This window comes from Clostridium kluyveri, assembly GCF_001902295.1.
GTDB lineage: Bacteria > Bacillota > Clostridia > Clostridiales > Clostridiaceae > Clostridium_B > Clostridium_B kluyveri_B.
The window spans coordinates 97,050-112,463 of the sequence record NZ_CP018335.1 but is presented as its reverse complement, the minus strand read 5'-3'; the positions used below and the strand labels follow the sequence as shown (position 1 = coordinate 112,463).

General features: G+C 35.9%; 16 protein-coding genes. 1 reads left to right on the top strand and 15 read right to left on the bottom strand.

What is annotated here, in order from left to right:
• Positions 1 to 8: 8 nt before the first annotated feature.
• The 13 genes from BS101_RS00710 to BS101_RS00650 all read right to left on the bottom strand — a co-directional run bounded on the left by BS101_RS00710 (position 9) and on the right by BS101_RS00650 (position 9,804).
• Entirely contained in the window at positions 9 to 149 is a 141-nt protein-coding gene (locus tag BS101_RS00710) for an XkdX family protein (protein ID WP_073537107.1), read from the bottom strand.
• Between the two features lie 16 nt (positions 150 to 165).
• The gene (locus tag BS101_RS00705) at positions 166 to 510 is read right to left on the bottom strand and encodes a hypothetical protein (RefSeq protein WP_012103582.1); all 345 of its coding nucleotides are present in this window, start codon (positions 508 to 510) and stop codon (positions 166 to 168) included.
• 13 nt (positions 511 to 523) lie between these two features.
• Positions 524 to 2,209: a hypothetical protein gene (locus BS101_RS00700; RefSeq protein WP_073537106.1), complete on the bottom strand. Its 1,686-nt coding sequence runs from the start codon at positions 2,207 to 2,209 to the stop codon at positions 524 to 526.
• Positions 2,210 to 2,220: 11 nt separating this feature from the next.
• The gene (locus BS101_RS00695) at positions 2,221 to 2,841 is read right to left on the bottom strand and encodes a YmfQ family protein (RefSeq protein ID WP_012103584.1); all 621 of its coding nucleotides are present in this window, start codon (positions 2,839 to 2,841) and stop codon (positions 2,221 to 2,223) included.
• Positions 2,842 to 2,844: 3 nt separating this feature from the next.
• The gene (locus BS101_RS23625) at positions 2,845 to 5,217 is read right to left on the bottom strand and encodes a hypothetical protein (RefSeq protein WP_242951360.1); all 2,373 of its coding nucleotides are present in this window, start codon (positions 5,215 to 5,217) and stop codon (positions 2,845 to 2,847) included.
• A gap of 3 nt (positions 5,218 to 5,220) precedes the next feature.
• Positions 5,221 to 6,345 carry a baseplate J/gp47 family protein gene (locus tag BS101_RS00685; protein ID WP_073537105.1) on the bottom strand — a complete coding sequence of 375 codons (1,125 nt, stop codon included), beginning with the start codon at positions 6,343 to 6,345 and terminating at the stop codon, positions 5,221 to 5,223.
• A gap of 4 nt (positions 6,346 to 6,349) precedes the next feature.
• On the bottom strand, positions 6,350 to 6,808 hold the full coding sequence (locus BS101_RS00680; protein WP_073537104.1) for a DUF2634 domain-containing protein: 459 nt from the start codon (positions 6,806 to 6,808) through the stop codon (positions 6,350 to 6,352).
• Positions 6,809 to 7,138: a hypothetical protein gene (locus BS101_RS00675; protein WP_073537103.1), complete on the bottom strand. Its 330-nt coding sequence runs from the start codon at positions 7,136 to 7,138 to the stop codon at positions 6,809 to 6,811.
• Positions 7,113 to 8,096 (bottom strand): XkdQ/YqbQ family protein, encoded by a 984-nt coding sequence (locus BS101_RS00670; protein ID WP_073537102.1) that lies wholly within the window; start codon positions 8,094 to 8,096, stop codon positions 7,113 to 7,115. The genes BS101_RS00675 and BS101_RS00670 overlap by 26 nt, the downstream gene beginning before the upstream one ends.
• A gap of 8 nt (positions 8,097 to 8,104) precedes the next feature.
• The gene (locus BS101_RS00665; RefSeq protein ID WP_073537101.1) at positions 8,105 to 8,860 is read right to left on the bottom strand and encodes an SH3 domain-containing protein; all 756 of its coding nucleotides are present in this window, start codon (positions 8,858 to 8,860) and stop codon (positions 8,105 to 8,107) included.
• Positions 8,861 to 8,992: 132 nt separating this feature from the next.
• Complete coding sequence (locus BS101_RS00660; RefSeq protein WP_156875983.1) at positions 8,993 to 9,187, bottom strand: hypothetical protein; 195 nt, start codon at positions 9,185 to 9,187, stop codon at positions 8,993 to 8,995.
• A 61-nt stretch (positions 9,188 to 9,248) separates the two neighbouring features.
• Positions 9,249 to 9,449, bottom strand: coding sequence for a hypothetical protein (locus BS101_RS00655; RefSeq protein WP_073537099.1), 201 nt, complete (start codon positions 9,447 to 9,449; stop codon positions 9,249 to 9,251).
• A gap of 16 nt (positions 9,450 to 9,465) precedes the next feature.
• On the bottom strand, positions 9,466 to 9,804 hold the full coding sequence (locus BS101_RS00650) for a hypothetical protein (RefSeq protein WP_073537098.1): 339 nt from the start codon (positions 9,802 to 9,804) through the stop codon (positions 9,466 to 9,468).
• Between the two features lie 80 nt (positions 9,805 to 9,884).
• On the opposite strand from BS101_RS00650, the gene BS101_RS00645 reads away from it, so the two are divergent.
• Positions 9,885 to 10,091, top strand: coding sequence for a hypothetical protein (locus BS101_RS00645; protein ID WP_073537097.1), 207 nt, complete (start codon positions 9,885 to 9,887; stop codon positions 10,089 to 10,091).
• On the opposite strand, the gene BS101_RS00640 is transcribed toward BS101_RS00645, so the two are convergent.
• Positions 10,084 to 10,359 (bottom strand): hypothetical protein, encoded by a 276-nt coding sequence (locus BS101_RS00640; protein ID WP_242951359.1) that lies wholly within the window; start codon positions 10,357 to 10,359, stop codon positions 10,084 to 10,086. The two genes, BS101_RS00645 and BS101_RS00640, sit on opposite strands and share 8 nt — an antisense overlap.
• 5 nt (positions 10,360 to 10,364) lie before the next feature.
• Positions 10,365 to 15,317, bottom strand: a complete 4,953-nt coding sequence (locus tag BS101_RS00635; RefSeq protein WP_073537096.1) for a tape measure protein — start codon at positions 15,315 to 15,317, stop codon at positions 10,365 to 10,367.
• Positions 15,318 to 15,414 lie beyond the last annotated feature (97 nt).

The window sequence follows — 15,414 nt, the reverse complement described above, 5'->3', positions numbered from 1 at the left end:
CTTGTATTTTATTCTGTGTAATCCTGTCCGGTTATGGTTTTAAATTCATCTGTAGTTATAATACTTTTACTTGTTGCCTGTTTTACCATATCTAAATTTACCCAACTATTTGTATAACACATGTTCCAAAAATTAAAGTATTTACTCATCTTATATCATCCTTTCTTATCCTAATTGCATTTGTGCAATTGTTTGACTTAGTGTTTCGACCTGGCTTGCCAGATCTGCATTTTGGAGAGTTAAATTTGCTACGGTTTGGGCTAAAACTTCATTTTGACTAGGCTGTTGATTTATATTCTGTATATTTTGAGTCTCTATTTTATATTGTTCTTCTGTAATTTCTTCTACATCTATTAGTAATGATGTTAATTCCTCATTTGTTGCACATACAGAGTATGTTATAAATAAATTGCACCTTTGACTTCCGGCTATAAATTTATCTATATCTAACCCTTTATAATCTGGTTGATTAAATTGATTCCAAAAATTATTTATTTTTATATATTTCATTTGATCACCTTCCTTAAATTAATGCATTTAATAGCACGCCATATACTTTATTTTCTTTACTATTGCTTTTATTAAGAGTTTTTGTATTAACAACTCCTCCATCAGAAATTGTAGTTATAGAAGATGTACCATCTGAATTATCCACTAATAATATTGCACCACTTTTACAAGGTATTAAGGATACAGAACTAGCATTAGTTGAAATAGTAGGAATTGTAGCACTATAAAGTAATGTTCCACTTAAATTATAAATATCACAAGTAGTAGCATGTGCAAAATATATTTGATTATTATATTGATTTATACATCCAAAAAGTCCTGTTCCATAATAAGTAGTCGGTATTGTTGTTATAACCGTTCCTGATTTATTAGTGATCTCTATATTTTTATCTGGATATGTCTGTCGCATGATATAATTCTTAGATGCATGGAAGAACACTCCCATGCCTCCTATAGTAAGCGTTTTTGTGACAGTTCCACTTGAATTAAGCAGTATAGCTGTTCCGTTACTATCTGTTCCTTGCATAAACCACATACCTTCTCCTTCTACAAAACCAATAGGAGTTAATTTATCATAAGAAGATCCTGAAGGTATATTTAACAAATAATTGAATATATCTTGTTTTTCTTTTAATGTTCCCATTATACCAAATTCACTAATTCCTTCTTTAATATTCTCAGGTTTCAAATTTGGCTCACCTTTAACTTTACCACTACCATTATGATATCCTGCCGAAATAATTTGATCGGCTGTTCCTGGTGTAAGTGTCACTGCCCCTCTATTCGGCATGGTCCCGGTCTGTCCTGCAATAGTTGTTCCAGATAAAACATTTGCCACTGGAACTGCCACAGCACTTACATTCCCACTTCCATTATGATATCCCGCAGGTATCGTTTGATCTGAACCGGAAGGAGTTATTGTTATGGCTCCCTTATTTGACATGGTTCCTGTTCTAAGCTGTCCATCAGAATTGCTAAATTTTACTCCACTAAGTACCTGACTTTCCACAGCATTTCCTTGTCCTCTTGCTATGGCATTAATGGCAGCTATAATATCATCCCATGTGGCATCACTCCCTAAACTGCCTCCTTTACTGTTAACGGCACTAATCGCATCAGATTTTACGTTAGTGCCAGACTGAAAAACCTCGTTTATCATCTTAATAATATCAGTTTTCTCTGTAGTCGCAGGTGTACCATTTGCTGTATGGTTATTTACCGTTGTTGAATTCCCTCCGTTTGCAGGTAATGAACTTGGGAAGTCCGTTATCTGTGATTTTGTATGAGTATGAGCCTTTGGTGCCTGTGCATTTACTCCAGAACTATCTAATGTAGCTACTCCACTAGCAGCTCCCATTTCTGTTCTTTTTACCTGTGCATCATTTGTTACATTTCCCAATCCTACATCTGTTTTAGTAGTGCCATATGGATTAGTACCAGTCGGAGGAGTATACACTTTTTTCTCTACCCCATCTATCTTTATATTTCCATTAGTACTGGATTGCTCCACTTTGTTGGCTCCTGCACTTATGCCATCAAATTTTACTTTATCTTCTTTAGCCATTCTTCCGTCTTGTGTAGAAGATGCTTTTTTTATCACTTCTGCATCAAGAGCATCTGCATTATAATTTAAATCATCAATATTAACTACATCAGTTCCTTCTGGCTTTTTAAGTCCTAAATTTGCTGTTGTCTTCATTTAGTTCCCTCCTATCCATCATAAACTTTTAGATCATTCCATGTCTTAGGTTTGGCCTGATTCCACGTAAGGTTTTTGTCCTTTAAGAAATTCCAAACTGTATAAGTATATTTGAGATAATAGCCTAAATGAGCAGGCTTGATATCTTCAAGCATCTGTTTAAAATCTTCAAGATTCTTAGGTATCCCTTTAATCCCTATAAATTGAACTGTAAAGCTGTAGTCCTCTGGATGCATTATTACATCACACTCGCCGCCACTGAAAGCTTCTGCGGTGTTTTTTATCATCTGTCTTGTAGTAGTGCCTGAACCTCTTAGTTTTGCTTTTATGACTGCTCTTCTGTCTTCATAAGATTTATTCAGGTCAGTGGGAATGCTAAATATACTCTCCCAAAATACAAGTCCCCAGGTTGCAGTATCTATAAAACACTGGTTTAGAATATCTTCTTCCTGCCAGGCAGAAAGTCCAAGTTCATAACTTGATACATCACCCCAGGACTTAAATTCAGGAATCTCCTTTAGATGAGGAGGCAACCTATATAGTAAATCAGGCTTGTAAGATTTAATTTCTTCATCAGATATCTGTTGTTCCTGGGAATATCCGGTTGTTCCGTATTTTTCAGTACCATACATAAGTTACACCCCCTTGAGGTCGTTCCATGTACAACCTTTAGAAACTACATCTTTTTGTAATGAAATTTTATCGTTGTTATATAATAAGTTAGGTAGTTTGTTTATTGTGGTATCAAAATTCAATGAGTTATTTACTTCTTCATTAAGGGGTACATTATTTTGAGTATCATAATAATCTAACCCAAATATGTTAAAAGTTGAAGAACCATTAAATTCTACCTGGTTAGATTCAGCGTTTGAAAACTTAAATTCTATTCCACCATATACATTCCCATTATAAGTAAAAGTACAGGGACGTATTAAATCAGGACTTCTCCCTAGTCCTAAACCAAAATAATGCATAGTAGAAGAATTATATAGTTTCTCGGCTCCTACATATAAAGAGGTTAATTCTGTAATACCATTACCTCTTTTAAAGCTGATAATACCTGTACTGTATGAATTTAAACTAGGATTTGTATTAGTAAGTTCGCATAGAGCGATAACAGATCGTCTATAACTGTTTTTTTGCAATTGCCCCGTTAAAATAACTCTTTTTGTAAAATCATTTACACTTTTACCTCCTACTGTATTACTGTCCTCGGCCTTATCCACAATACCATTGCCATTAGTATCATATACACTTTTTAACATATCACCATAACCAGCATTAGATATTTCATCTTTGGTAGCAAACTTATTGTTACTTTCAGTTTCAGTGTAATATCTATCATCATGGGTATGCCCTACATCTGACTTGTTCTCCAGCTGATTTTGAATATCCTCAGGAGCTGGTGTCCAGTCTGTGGCTTTATTACCAACTTCTAATTTAGCATTAGCAACATAAAAGGTTAAAGTTTCACCAGTATTAGCTCCATTTTTATATACACATAATATATTATTTTTACCCACAGCCTTGATAGCAGTACATGTGTATCTTACCCATTCCGTAGTTATATTTATAGCTACTTTACTACTATCTAAGCCAAAATTCACCTGCATAGGGGCATCTGCTTTTAGCCAGGCAGAATAGGTATATTGACCTTCTTCATTTACAGTAGCAGCATAATTATTAGCAACATTATATATGCCATGTACCGTTGTTGGTGTACTTACTTTACAGCATTGCCCAAATCTACTATCAGATATTACTTCTATTGTAGTATCAGATCCATTTTTAGTCCAATTAGAGAAACTTTGTAAAAAATCACCATTTTTTATTAAATTTCTTCCACCTACTTGTATAGCATCTATAGAAGTATCTACCTCATTCTTCGTATAAACATCTGGAAAATCTGTTATATCTACTCTTACATGTTTATGCCCCACATCCGACTTATGACTTACAGCATTCCAGGCATCTATTAAAGCTTGAGTTATTGTCTGCAATATAGATAAATTATTATGAGTATGTTTTTTACTATTAGTATCATCTAAATTTATCTTATCCTGTTTAGACATTTTTCCATCTACTGAAGAAGTAGCAAGTGGAATAGAATTAGCTGATATTGCCACCCAACCAGTCCCACTATACCTATAGGTTATATCTGTATCTTTTACATTCACAGTCCAACCGTCTTCAGGACTTGGATAGGTTGTTGCTATATCTGCAAAAGTTGAAACTGCTTCCTTCCAATCAAGATCCGTAATTACCTGACTTATTTTATTATCAATTTCATTTTTAGTATATTTATCATCCCAATTAGGTTTATTTGTATTAATTGTATTTGATATGGCATTTTCGGCTTGTTTTGCTCTATTTATTTCGCCGGTGAGTGCTGTATTTATATTATTTTCAGATTGAGTTGCCCTGTTAGCCTCACTATTTAAATTATTAGTCAGTACATTTTCGGCACCTTTAGCCCTATTGATTTCGGCATTTAAATTATTGGTCAAGGTATTTTCAGCATTTTCTGCCCTACTAATTTCACTGTTTAAGTCATCTTCTATACCATCTTCCCTATTTTTAGCTCTATTGATTTCAATATTTAAATTATCTTCTATCGTGTCTTCCCTGTCTATTGCCCTATCTTTTTCTGCATTTAAAGCTATTTGAGTATTTACAATGCTGTCCTGAACCTTGTTTATATCCTCTGCCTCAACCGTATCTCCCTGTGTCTGGTAGGTTATATAAACCGGAGATACACTTGAGAATATCTTAATTGTCTTTTTCCAAGGTGTAAGGCTTGGAGTAGATACTATAACATTTTCTATCTTGGTTCCTGTTAATTTACTTCCGGTATACACATTAATAGAAGGCAAACTTACATTGTCATGATGGAGTTCACCTTCATATACACCATCTGTAACTTGTATTTCTTCCTCAATTACATAGGTGTTATTATCAAGTTTATTTAATTTCTCTGTAAATTTATCTATACTTTCTGGATATGCCATTTATCACACCCCTAAACTTATAGTCCCTACCACTGGTATCTCTTCATCTGCTAAAGCTATATTAGAAGTTCCATTGTTTAAAGTTAAGCTATCACTATCATAATCAACTATTCCATCTGTACTTAATAAAATACCTCCAACTTTTGCATAGCTTATATAGGTAGAATTAAAGGCCAGGTCGCTCAAATATTTCTGTATGGCTTCATTGAAATTATCCTGTACCTGCTGCAAAGTGTATCCATTTGCAAGAACTACTTTAGCTGTTATATTCATTGCTTTTTCTGTGGCAGATACTACTGTACAAACTGCACCTATAGGAGCCTGGCCTTCTCCTTTTCCTTCTGGTTCCGGATCTATATAATCTTTTACTTTCTGAACTAATTCATTATCTGCTGCCCTTTTATTACTGTTTATTATTACTACCTTAACGGTACCATTTCCATTCCAGAGTGGGAATGGTTTTGCATCTCCTACTCCTGGTACCTCTTTAGCCCACTTTACATAGTCATACTTATTGCCACTAGTTGTTGGCTTTTGCAATCTCTCTAAAATCCTTTCTTTATAATCGTCATTACTTTCAACATCAGTGCCACTTGTGAAATCATGGTCATTAACTATATTTTGTACTCCATTTATAGGGGTTGTAAGTATAGTTATGGTGTTTGCCTTTACATTTCCTACAGTACCGGCTTCAGTACATTCCACCTGTATTTCAACTATTCCAGTATCATCTATAGTCTTTGTTTCAAGAAATTGAAATTCAATACTCCGGTTATCTTCCGTTGAAACTGTACTGGCTATTTTACCACTTTGAATAACTGTGCCAGATACTCCCCTGATTTTTATTGTATCCTTTGTTTTGGTAGCATCTTTTCTTATGACTCCTATAGCAGCACCTACAAGGTCTAAATATCCATCATAGCTAGTTCCCAAATACACTAACTTTATAAAAGCTATCATAAGCTGCCTGTGTTTGTATTCTTCTTCTGCCACTGGCCTTGTGATACTCCAGAAAAAGTCTCCTTCCATTGTACTTACATCAGAAGGAGCTTTAGAGAGCATTCTTGCATGTATAGTGTCTGTATCTTCCTTTAAAAAATCAGGTACTGCAGGCATTGTATCTGCCATATTATCACCCCACATTCACAGAATTGTTTAACCCCACACTCTTACCGTCTACAGTAATCACCGTATATTCATAATACAATTCTCCGTTATTTTGCCATTTAAAAGTAAAGTTTGTAACATCTTTAGTTCTTGGATGCACCATTAAAGCCTCCACTGTCATTCTTTTTACTTCAAGCTCTATGGCATCCCTCGAATACTGACCATTTTCAAGACTTGAGAACTCCTGGCCAAATAAGTTACTGTATATATACTTATACCTATCTGTTAAAAGTGCCATCTGACACCACTGTGCGTAAGCTTCCAAATCATCACACTTTTTTATAGTTCCATCAGGATTCTTTACAAATTCACCTTTCGCAAAATTAAACTTATAGGAACCTTTATATTCAATGCCAGTATTAGTGTTAGTTGTGCTACTGCCAGTATCATCCGTATAATAACTATCAGGGAATAGATTAGGCATTTATCTCACCCTCCCTATAACGATAAATTCACTTCCTACCTGGGCAACCAATACCCTGTCACCACTTTTTAAAGGCTTCAATCCATCTGGTGTTATTACATTATGTGAATGGCTATATTCACCGGCACTATTAGTATTAGTAAAATAATCCTTATCCATGGTTAAATAGTCCAGCACCTTGTAATCTGTTATTACATCTTTAAAGTTATCAAGTTTCAACCCTGTTTCTGTCATGGTACCAAATTCAACTCCTAATCCTGAAACAGCACCATTTATGGATTTACTGGTTTCATCTTTCACAACCCTAACTAGTTCCCCCATCTCCCGCATAAAACTTCCTCCTTATATAATCCATAGTTCCAACAGTTAACTCCATCTTTCCACTGCTTCCCAAAGTATGGGTAACACTTGCTACATACAAACCAACACCATCAAGGCTTACTTTATCTCCTGCCCTTATGGTGTTTATATCAATGCCACAGCTTATATTTATATAGTCCTCACCAGTGCTAAATATAGAATCTGCTCTTTTCTTGGCTTCATCTGCATTTGTCACTTTATCATCCTGGACTATCTTTCTTAGAGTGCCATATCCTCTGGTTTCTTTTTCATAGATACCAATAACAGGACTTAGACTTTCATCTGATTGGGTTCCAAGAACTTTTACCTGGGTTACAGCACCTTCCAATGAGCTGTATTCTTCTATTTCCTCTGCTATGGATTCTAATTTCCATACAGTAGTATTTGTACCTATCTCAATCAGATCCAGTTTATCTTCTTGCATTCTGACTTTATAAAGCTTACCACCTTTTTGAGCTGTTTCTTTAAGGTCGTTAACTATCATATCAAGAATTTTATCACCCCTATAAGGTTTTTTTGCAAGACCTATACCTGTATCCACAAAAGTTCCTATAGGTATATTCCAGTCATTGGTATACTTTGTTATCCTCTGGGTGGCGGTCTGTCCTTCTGGATGTAAATATTCATCTTCTGAATTTTCAAGATAGACTGTTTTCTCCTTGCACTCAAGGTTCAGATAATGCTCTTTCCTGTTTCTTTCCCTTTCCCATACAACACCCTTAAAAACTCTTACATCACTGGTTCCATTAAAGGGAGTATCCCATATTTCAATGCCATTACCTTTAACAAACTGGATACTCTGAAGCTGTTCAGTTTCAATCAGCTTGACTGTGGCCATATATGCTATGGAATCTATGCTTTCCTGCAGGGTAATGCCTTTATTTAAATTTTCTATTTTATAATTATCCTTTGCAATTATACTTATCATAGTATCACCTACCTAACATAATCAGTGCAAATCCAGCCGCCATGGTTAGACCAGTATATATCTGCCCAATTACCCTGTATACTTCCAATTTTATAGCACTCATCTTTTTTTACTGTTCCCCTTATTCCATAGCTCTCTCCAGGACCATCTCTCACATTCAAAACATCTGCGGTAACTATTATCCACTCTCCTTCTCTGTGTGAATACTTTGCACCACTACTTTCTGTAGTTTGCCTATTATCTTGAAGAGTGGAATCAACCTGACTTATTTTAAAATCCCTATGCGTTCTGAATGTAAATGTAAAATACCTGTTGTTATTCAATCCCTCTGGCCTTATTTCTTCATTCATAACAGCCAGATTCACAAGACTGTTAAAGCCTATCATAGTTATGATAAGCCTCAAAGGTTCTTCTTGATCTTTCCACTTTTCAAGTTTTTCAACGGTTTCTTTGGAGTCTGCTATATCTGTATACCTGCAGTAAGGTTCATAGACATCTGGAATTAAGGTTTCCATACTTATTTCCTTTATTTTAGTACCTTTATCGCTTATATCTATTTCTCCTATGTCCACTATATCGGCAGTGCTATATTTCTTCTCCCTGTTGACTGTGAGACTTAAGGGGTTGACTGGAAAATGGAAAGTCTCACTATCTTTTGTATTTGTTAGGTACACATCAAAGTTAAGGTTTATCACTCTTTCCACTGCATCCACTACAGACTGGCCTATATTCCCTATGGCATTTGCAAAACTTGTAAGATCCATGGCATCACTCCTTTACATTATCTCCAGGTGTAATTGGTATTGAAACTTCTTCTAAGCTAAATGAAGAAGAATTATCTAATATTCAAAAACTAGGGAAAGAATTAATTTCTATAACTGCTAATTTAAAAGTCTTTAATAAGTAACATTTACAATTAGATGTGGCGGTTTATTTTTGGCAACAATCTTTTTAAATTTATTACATTGCATTTTGTTGCCATCTATACAGATATTAATTTCTCCTTTGTTAAAATTCTCACTTATTCTTATCAATTCGATTTGAATAAGTGAGCTTAATTTTTTTAATTCTTGAATAGTAAAATTTAACATATCCTCACTCCTTTTATGAACAAAAGTTTTTTCTATATTATTTGAATATCTTAAACGAGCATTAAGCATTAAAATATTTTTCTAATGATTCAGTAAGCATTTTAGGCCATTCAGCTTTACCTTGTTTGATTAGTCCCTTATATTCAGACCTATCAAACAAGAATGCGAACACTTTTTTTAATTCTACCGACTGTGCTTGAACTTGCCCTTCAAGTGCAGCCACCCTCTGTTCCAGTTCTTCAATTCGCTGCTCTGTACCCATCCTACTACCTCCTAATTTATTCTTGCTCTTTGCCCAGAGGACTAAACTGTATCCCTGTTGCTATTGTCAGAACACGAAATCTTTCATATGCATAATCCATGTCGCATCTTAATTTACCATTAAGTCCAAAATTATACTTGCAATCTTGACATGGCTTTGCAAAATCAGCAATACGACAATGCATTGCATCTTCCAGTAAACTTTTAAAGTGTTTTGCAGTGCAATACCAGGATTTTTCAACACTTAATTCTTGTGCTCTTTTTTCAGAATCACGTTGAGCTTGGAGCTGTCCTTCAAGCTCAATTATTCTCTTATTCAATGCCTTGATTTCATTTCTTGAGTTTTGATTTCTCATTTATTTCACTTCCTTACATCATTTTTTAAAGGTATTTACAGTATCTTGTAGAATTATCATCTTTGGGGAGGTGATAAACTATGGAATATATGATTGAAGAAGTAACTGGGTATTGCCCTTATCTTGATGATGAAAACACAATAACTGCCAAATATAAAAAAGTAGCTATGCTTGATGGCAATGCCCCAAGATATATATACATTGGGCCTTTATCGTGCATTCATTCTCAAAAATGTACATGCCGCAATAAATGCCCTCTGAAGGACAAATTTCCAAGGGCTATTTAGTGCGGGCCCAAATAAGATAATCCAGCCCTGTTATATTGACTAATTTATTCATTACATCAGGATAAACAGGATCGTTATTCTTAAAACAACTTTTAATAAACTTACATGTATTACATGGATTATAATCTTCAAGTTTATTTTCGACCCGATCTATATACATTTGTAAATGACTTGCTACACAGAATATTTCATGTTCAGTAAATTGGAACTGCTTCTGAACCGGTACTTCAGAAGCAGTCTCTTTTTTATTTAAATCTTGATTTTCCATCATCCTCACCTCTTAGTATTTTGTAGTGTTTTTCTTAACTCTGTAGCAAATCTCTTTGTGGCTTGTATTACTATTTCGTCAATGTCTGGGTCACTGTTAAAATTATTTTCCACATCAACATTTATATCTCCATAACTAGCTCCGGCCATAGCCACCTGTGGTTGAGAAGTATAATAACTTAAATTTTCAGGAATATCCTTATTTTCAGTATCTGTTAAACTTAGTCCAGATACAGCATTTTTTATCCTGTTTATTGAATTTGCAGCCCTATCCATCAAACTTACAGATTTATTATGAGTTAATACATTTTCTCCACCAGCGAAGTCCACAAATTCCCAACCTCTTTCGTTTATTCTAGCAAGTCCTTTCTTTGCGTTGTCTGTACCGGTTGCGTAGCCTACATATGATCCACCAGCTAATTGTGAACGAATTCCTGGTACATTTGCTATACTCCCATATCTGCCTATCATATACCTTATAGAAGATACGATATTATGGATAGGATTCCATATATCATTCATTCCAGGTAAAGCCCAACGGTTGAATGTCTCGTCTATCATCTGCATAATTCCCTTACTTGGATGTCCTGCGGCGGCGTTACTATCCCATAGATTAATGGCTCTAGGATTCCCGCCCGATTCATGCATTGCGATATTTTGGAGCATTGGCAAGAAACTCATAGGTGTTCCTGTTATGGCCATAGCTGCACTTAACCATCCAGATACATTACCACTCATGCCACCGGCCATGGATGAAATATCTCCAATCCAGCTTTTTATAAATGCTTTAATATCTATAGATGTCATTCCTTTTATAACTCCTTGTGGGATAAATTTAGATAGTCTAGTCATAACCGCAGATGGGGAATGTATTTCAAAGCCTGTCTTGAATTCCTCAATTACTTTATCTGTGAGAATTTTTACTGCACTTGTTACATCTGACGTTGCAGCCCTTATACCTTGTGCAAAGTCGTTCATTATGGCACCGCCATACACATGCCCAGTTCTCGAGAATAAATTAAGTATCGAACCAGATTCATTTGTAACTCTATTCACTGAATTGGTTGATACTTTTTTATTATCTAATATTCCACTACTTAAATTATCATTTATTTTATTACCATATTTTTTAAATTGAGTTAGTGCATCATCTCCTAATGTTATGGCAGTTGATATATTGGCTGTAGCTTTTGCGACTTTAGATCCACCGGCAGAACCATTTCCTACAATACCACCGTTAGCAAACATTTTTACTCCTAACATTCTTCCTGCCTGCTGCCATAGCTGTAGTCCTCTGCTTCTTCGGCCACTGGATAATGGAATTATGGCTTCTGTTCCTGCTTCACCGACCCAACTTAATTCAGGTCCTGATGTAATGCCTCCATTGGCATTTTTACCTGGTGTTTTACCACCATTATTCTTACCATTAGCAGTACTTAATCCTGTTGTTTGTTCCCCTCTCTTTTCTGCCTTTTTTATAAAATCACTAACTGGTCCACTTATATGTTTTTCAAACCACTCTGAAAAGTCAGTCCATGCAGTTTCTGCTGTTTTTCTGGCTGCGCTAAATTTTGATCCTATCCAGTCTCCAACAGTGGTAGCTACACTTTTTGTTGGTTCAGCAATATTTTCACTCCACCATCCCGAGAAACCTGTCCATGCAGTATGGGCTGTAGATTTAGCATCATTAAATCTTTCTCCTATCCATTGACCGGCGGATGAAGCATATCCTTTTACTGGTTCAGACACATTAGTTCCCCACCAGATTGAGAAATCACTCCATTTATTCAAAGCCCAGGTTTTAGCTTCTCCATACTTTTCGGCAATCCATTGTCCGGCACTTGATGCAGCATCTTTCACAGGAGTTGCCACATTACTACCCCACCATGAACTAAAATCAGACCACTTATTTGAAGCCCATGTTTTGCCTTCTCCTACTTTATCGCCAAGCCATTTACCTGTTTCAGAAGCTTTATTTTTAACCGGAGTAAACACATTAGTATTCAACCACTGTCCATATGGCGACCAAGCTTTAGCAGCTGCATCTTTCCCCATTTCAAAGGCGCCAACAGTGAAATTTATAGTATTTATAGCTCCATTTTTAAGTGGAGTACCTACTTTATTACCAAACCAAGTTTTGGTGTTAGACCATTTGTTTTCAATGGACTTTTTAGCATTATTAAATCCACTAGAAACTGGTGTACTTACATTACTATCAAACCATTTCCCGAGTCCATTCCATGAGGTCTGAACTGATTTCTTGGCATCATTAAAACCTGATTTTAGATATTTAACTGCTGGTCCTGTCTTATCATATATCCAATCAAGGGCTTTTTCTCCTCCTATTGAACCTGCTATTCCTCCGGCAATACCTCCAACACCAGCACCTACTGCTGTTCCTACTGGTCCGAAAATCGAACCTATAGTCCCACCAATAGTAGCTCCTGCTTTCATTCCTACTAATCCTCCTGCAATGTTACCTGCTGCACCAACAGTAGCTCTTTTCTTATCAGAAGATGTTACTATGTCAAGTCCTGCACCCGCAAGTGTAAGCCCTGCACCAAGCAAAGGAACCTTTTTAGCAACCTTCCCTACTTTACCGAGCAAAGGTACCCTTTCGGTTAACTTTCCTATTTTACTAAATATGCCAGCAAATGTCCCTTCTGATACCCCTTTGCCAACATTTTTAACATCCTTAGACTTTTTTACAAAATCATTATATTCCTTTACAGTTTTATTTAATTTGTCTTGATTTGCCTTTCTTAATTTTTCTGCATTTGCAGAGTCATTTGCCGCTTTTCTGAAATCTTCTGCTGCTTTTTTTAAATCGGAAGTATTACCAACATCTTTAGCAGATTTAAATGTATCTCTGGCCTTATTATAAGTTTCTTTTTTCTTACTTTCGTTTATGCCGGCACTTCTAACTTTTTTTCTAGCATTATCAACTCTTGTTTGTGCTGTATTTATTTGCTTCGATAAAGATTCAGGTACATTTTTACCCTTTCCTACATTCTGTGATCTTTTTATAAGGTTATCATAATTTTTTATAGCTTGATTCAATTTTTCCTGACTGGATTTTCTTAACTGTTCTGCAGCCTTTGATTCATCTGCTGCCTTTCTAAATGCACTTGCAGCTTTACTTAATTCAGAAGAAGTTTTAGTGTTTCTCACTTCTTTAAATGTATCTCTGGTAGTAGTATATGACTTCTGCTTATTTTTCACATCTTTACTGGAGTTTATAACTCCTTTTTTAGCATCTTCGATATTAGCCTTTAATCTATTGATTTCTTCTGAAAAAGGATTAGATGCTTTACTGGAAGTACTTGAAGCACTTCCGGCTGCACCTGCCATTTCCTCGGCTGCACTTGCTGCAGTTTTTACTCCTTTCTTGCCAACAGCCCATTTACCTAATTTAAATGCACCTTTTGCAGCTTTTGCACCGCCTTTTATTAAAGCTCCTCCACCCAATGCGTATAACCCGTAGTCTAATATTCCAGCCTTAGCAATACTTTCAGCACTTGGATTTTTAACAGCGTTCAAATTAGTATCCTTAAAGGCAGTTAAAAGTTTCTTTATAATTTCATCAGTATTAAAAGCTTTGAGAAATGCATCTAAGAAGGATTTACCTGCTGTATTTCCAGTTTTATTTATATCATCTCCACCAGAGAAAGCATCCAATACAGCTATTATACCCCCTCCAAGTACACTTCCTATACTAGAACCCATTTCACTGGCGACTTTATTTATTTTTGGTCTACCATCACCACTCCACCAACTCGAAAGAGGTTCAGCTATAACCTTATCCCAAGCAAGCGTTATCTTTCCTCCAAAGTCAGCATTTTTCCATTGGCTGCTATCCATTAATTTACTTAACCTCTGTTGGCTTTTCTCAAGCCCACCACCTATAAAAGTACTTACGTTTTCCCCTGCTTTTCTAAATAGCTTGCCAAGTTCAGTTACCTTTTTATCGTTTTTATCAAGCCATGTTGTGACTTTAGTTAGTCCTGGCTTAATTCCACTCCAAAGGCCAGTGCCCCATTGAGTTAAAAATTTGTTATCAAGAGTATCTTTAAGGGTAGACATTAATCCAAGTGCTGTTTTGGCTTGATTCTGCATCATTCCACCAAATCTTTGATTCATTCCCGTAAGCAATGCTTTTATAGCTTTATCTGATTCAAGTCCTTGCTTACCTATTTCACCTACTTGTTCAGCTGTCAACCCAAGCTGCTCCTGAAGTATTTTAGCTGCAGGAACTCCTGCTTCTGTTAATTGTAGGATCTCATCACCTTGAACTCTGCCTTTTGCCTTCATCTGACCTAAAGCCAAGGTTATCTGGTTTATACCTTCAGCGCCAAGTCCTAGTCCGGATGCAGCATCTCCTATTGTAGCCAAATCAGGCAGAATACTTTTAACATCCCACCCAAAAGCAAGCATTTTTTTACTTGCATTAGCAAGCTGAGGGAACTCAAAAGGAGTTGCATTCGCCATATCTTGAGCTTGTGTTAGAAATGAATTTGCCTGCTCTGCACTTTTAAGCATTGTAGTAAAGGCTATCTGGGTCTGTTCAAAATCCCCAGATAGCTGCATGGGTTTTATTATTCCCGCCCACGCACTGCCAACTCCCAAAAGTGCTCCTTCAAGTGATGTAGCTGCAGATATTACTTTATTTATCCCACTTCTCATTATACTTAATGAGCCAGATACTTTATCTTTAATCATTACAGTAGGAGAAGCTACAAGCCTATTTAACTTGTTTAAAGTTGAATTGATTTTTTCAATCCTGCTGGTAGCTCTATCGTTTATCTTTGCAGAAGGTGATACTGACATCTTGTCCAATATATTTGCTCTTTTTTGTGTCTGCTCAAAATACCTGTCAAGAGCACTTATCTTCTTTTTACTTGATTCATCCCCCTGCACTCCGATCACTATATCCAAGTGATATATTTCTCTTTCGGCCATAATCTCGCCTCCTTCCTAAATGATCTTTATTTTTTATATTTCAAAGCACTATAATTTTGGCACTCACCTCCTTATCCCATTATCTTCTAAAGGTTAT

What these genes read in the sequence shown, in the direction of transcription:
- BS101_RS00710 (WP_073537107.1), bottom strand. Translation starts at nt 149, where the DNA reads ATGAGTAAATACTTTAATTTTTGGAACATGTGTTATACAAATAGTTGG.
- BS101_RS00705 (WP_012103582.1), bottom strand. Translation starts at nt 510, where the DNA reads ATGAAATATATAAAAATAAATAATTTTTGGAATCAATTTAATCAACCA.
- BS101_RS00700 (WP_073537106.1), bottom strand. Translation starts at nt 2,209, where the DNA reads ATGAAGACAACAGCAAATTTAGGACTTAAAAAGCCAGAAGGAACTGAT.
- BS101_RS00695 (WP_012103584.1), bottom strand. Translation starts at nt 2,841, where the DNA reads ATGTATGGTACTGAAAAATACGGAACAACCGGATATTCCCAGGAACAA.
- BS101_RS23625 (WP_242951360.1), bottom strand. Translation starts at nt 5,217, where the DNA reads ATGGCATATCCAGAAAGTATAGATAAATTTACAGAGAAATTAAATAAA.
- BS101_RS00685 (WP_073537105.1), bottom strand. Translation starts at nt 6,345, where the DNA reads ATGGCAGATACAATGCCTGCAGTACCTGATTTTTTAAAGGAAGATACA.
- BS101_RS00680 (WP_073537104.1), bottom strand. Translation starts at nt 6,808, where the DNA reads ATGCCTAATCTATTCCCTGATAGTTATTATACGGATGATACTGGCAGT.
- BS101_RS00675 (WP_073537103.1), bottom strand. Translation starts at nt 7,138, where the DNA reads ATGCGGGAGATGGGGGAACTAGTTAGGGTTGTGAAAGATGAAACCAGT.
- BS101_RS00670 (WP_073537102.1), bottom strand. Translation starts at nt 8,096, where the DNA reads ATGATAAGTATAATTGCAAAGGATAATTATAAAATAGAAAATTTAAAT.
- BS101_RS00665 (WP_073537101.1), bottom strand. Translation starts at nt 8,860, where the DNA reads ATGGATCTTACAAGTTTTGCAAATGCCATAGGGAATATAGGCCAGTCT.
- BS101_RS00660 (WP_156875983.1), bottom strand. Translation starts at nt 9,187, where the DNA reads ATGTTAAATTTTACTATTCAAGAATTAAAAAAATTAAGCTCACTTATT.
- BS101_RS00655 (WP_073537099.1), bottom strand. Translation starts at nt 9,449, where the DNA reads ATGGGTACAGAGCAGCGAATTGAAGAACTGGAACAGAGGGTGGCTGCA.
- BS101_RS00650 (WP_073537098.1), bottom strand. Translation starts at nt 9,804, where the DNA reads ATGAGAAATCAAAACTCAAGAAATGAAATCAAGGCATTGAATAAGAGA.
- BS101_RS00645 (WP_073537097.1), top strand. Translation starts at nt 9,885, where the DNA reads ATGGAATATATGATTGAAGAAGTAACTGGGTATTGCCCTTATCTTGAT.
- BS101_RS00640 (WP_242951359.1), bottom strand. Translation starts at nt 10,359, where the DNA reads ATGGAAAATCAAGATTTAAATAAAAAAGAGACTGCTTCTGAAGTACCG.
- BS101_RS00635 (WP_073537096.1), bottom strand. Translation starts at nt 15,317, where the DNA reads ATGGCCGAAAGAGAAATATATCACTTGGATATAGTGATCGGAGTGCAG.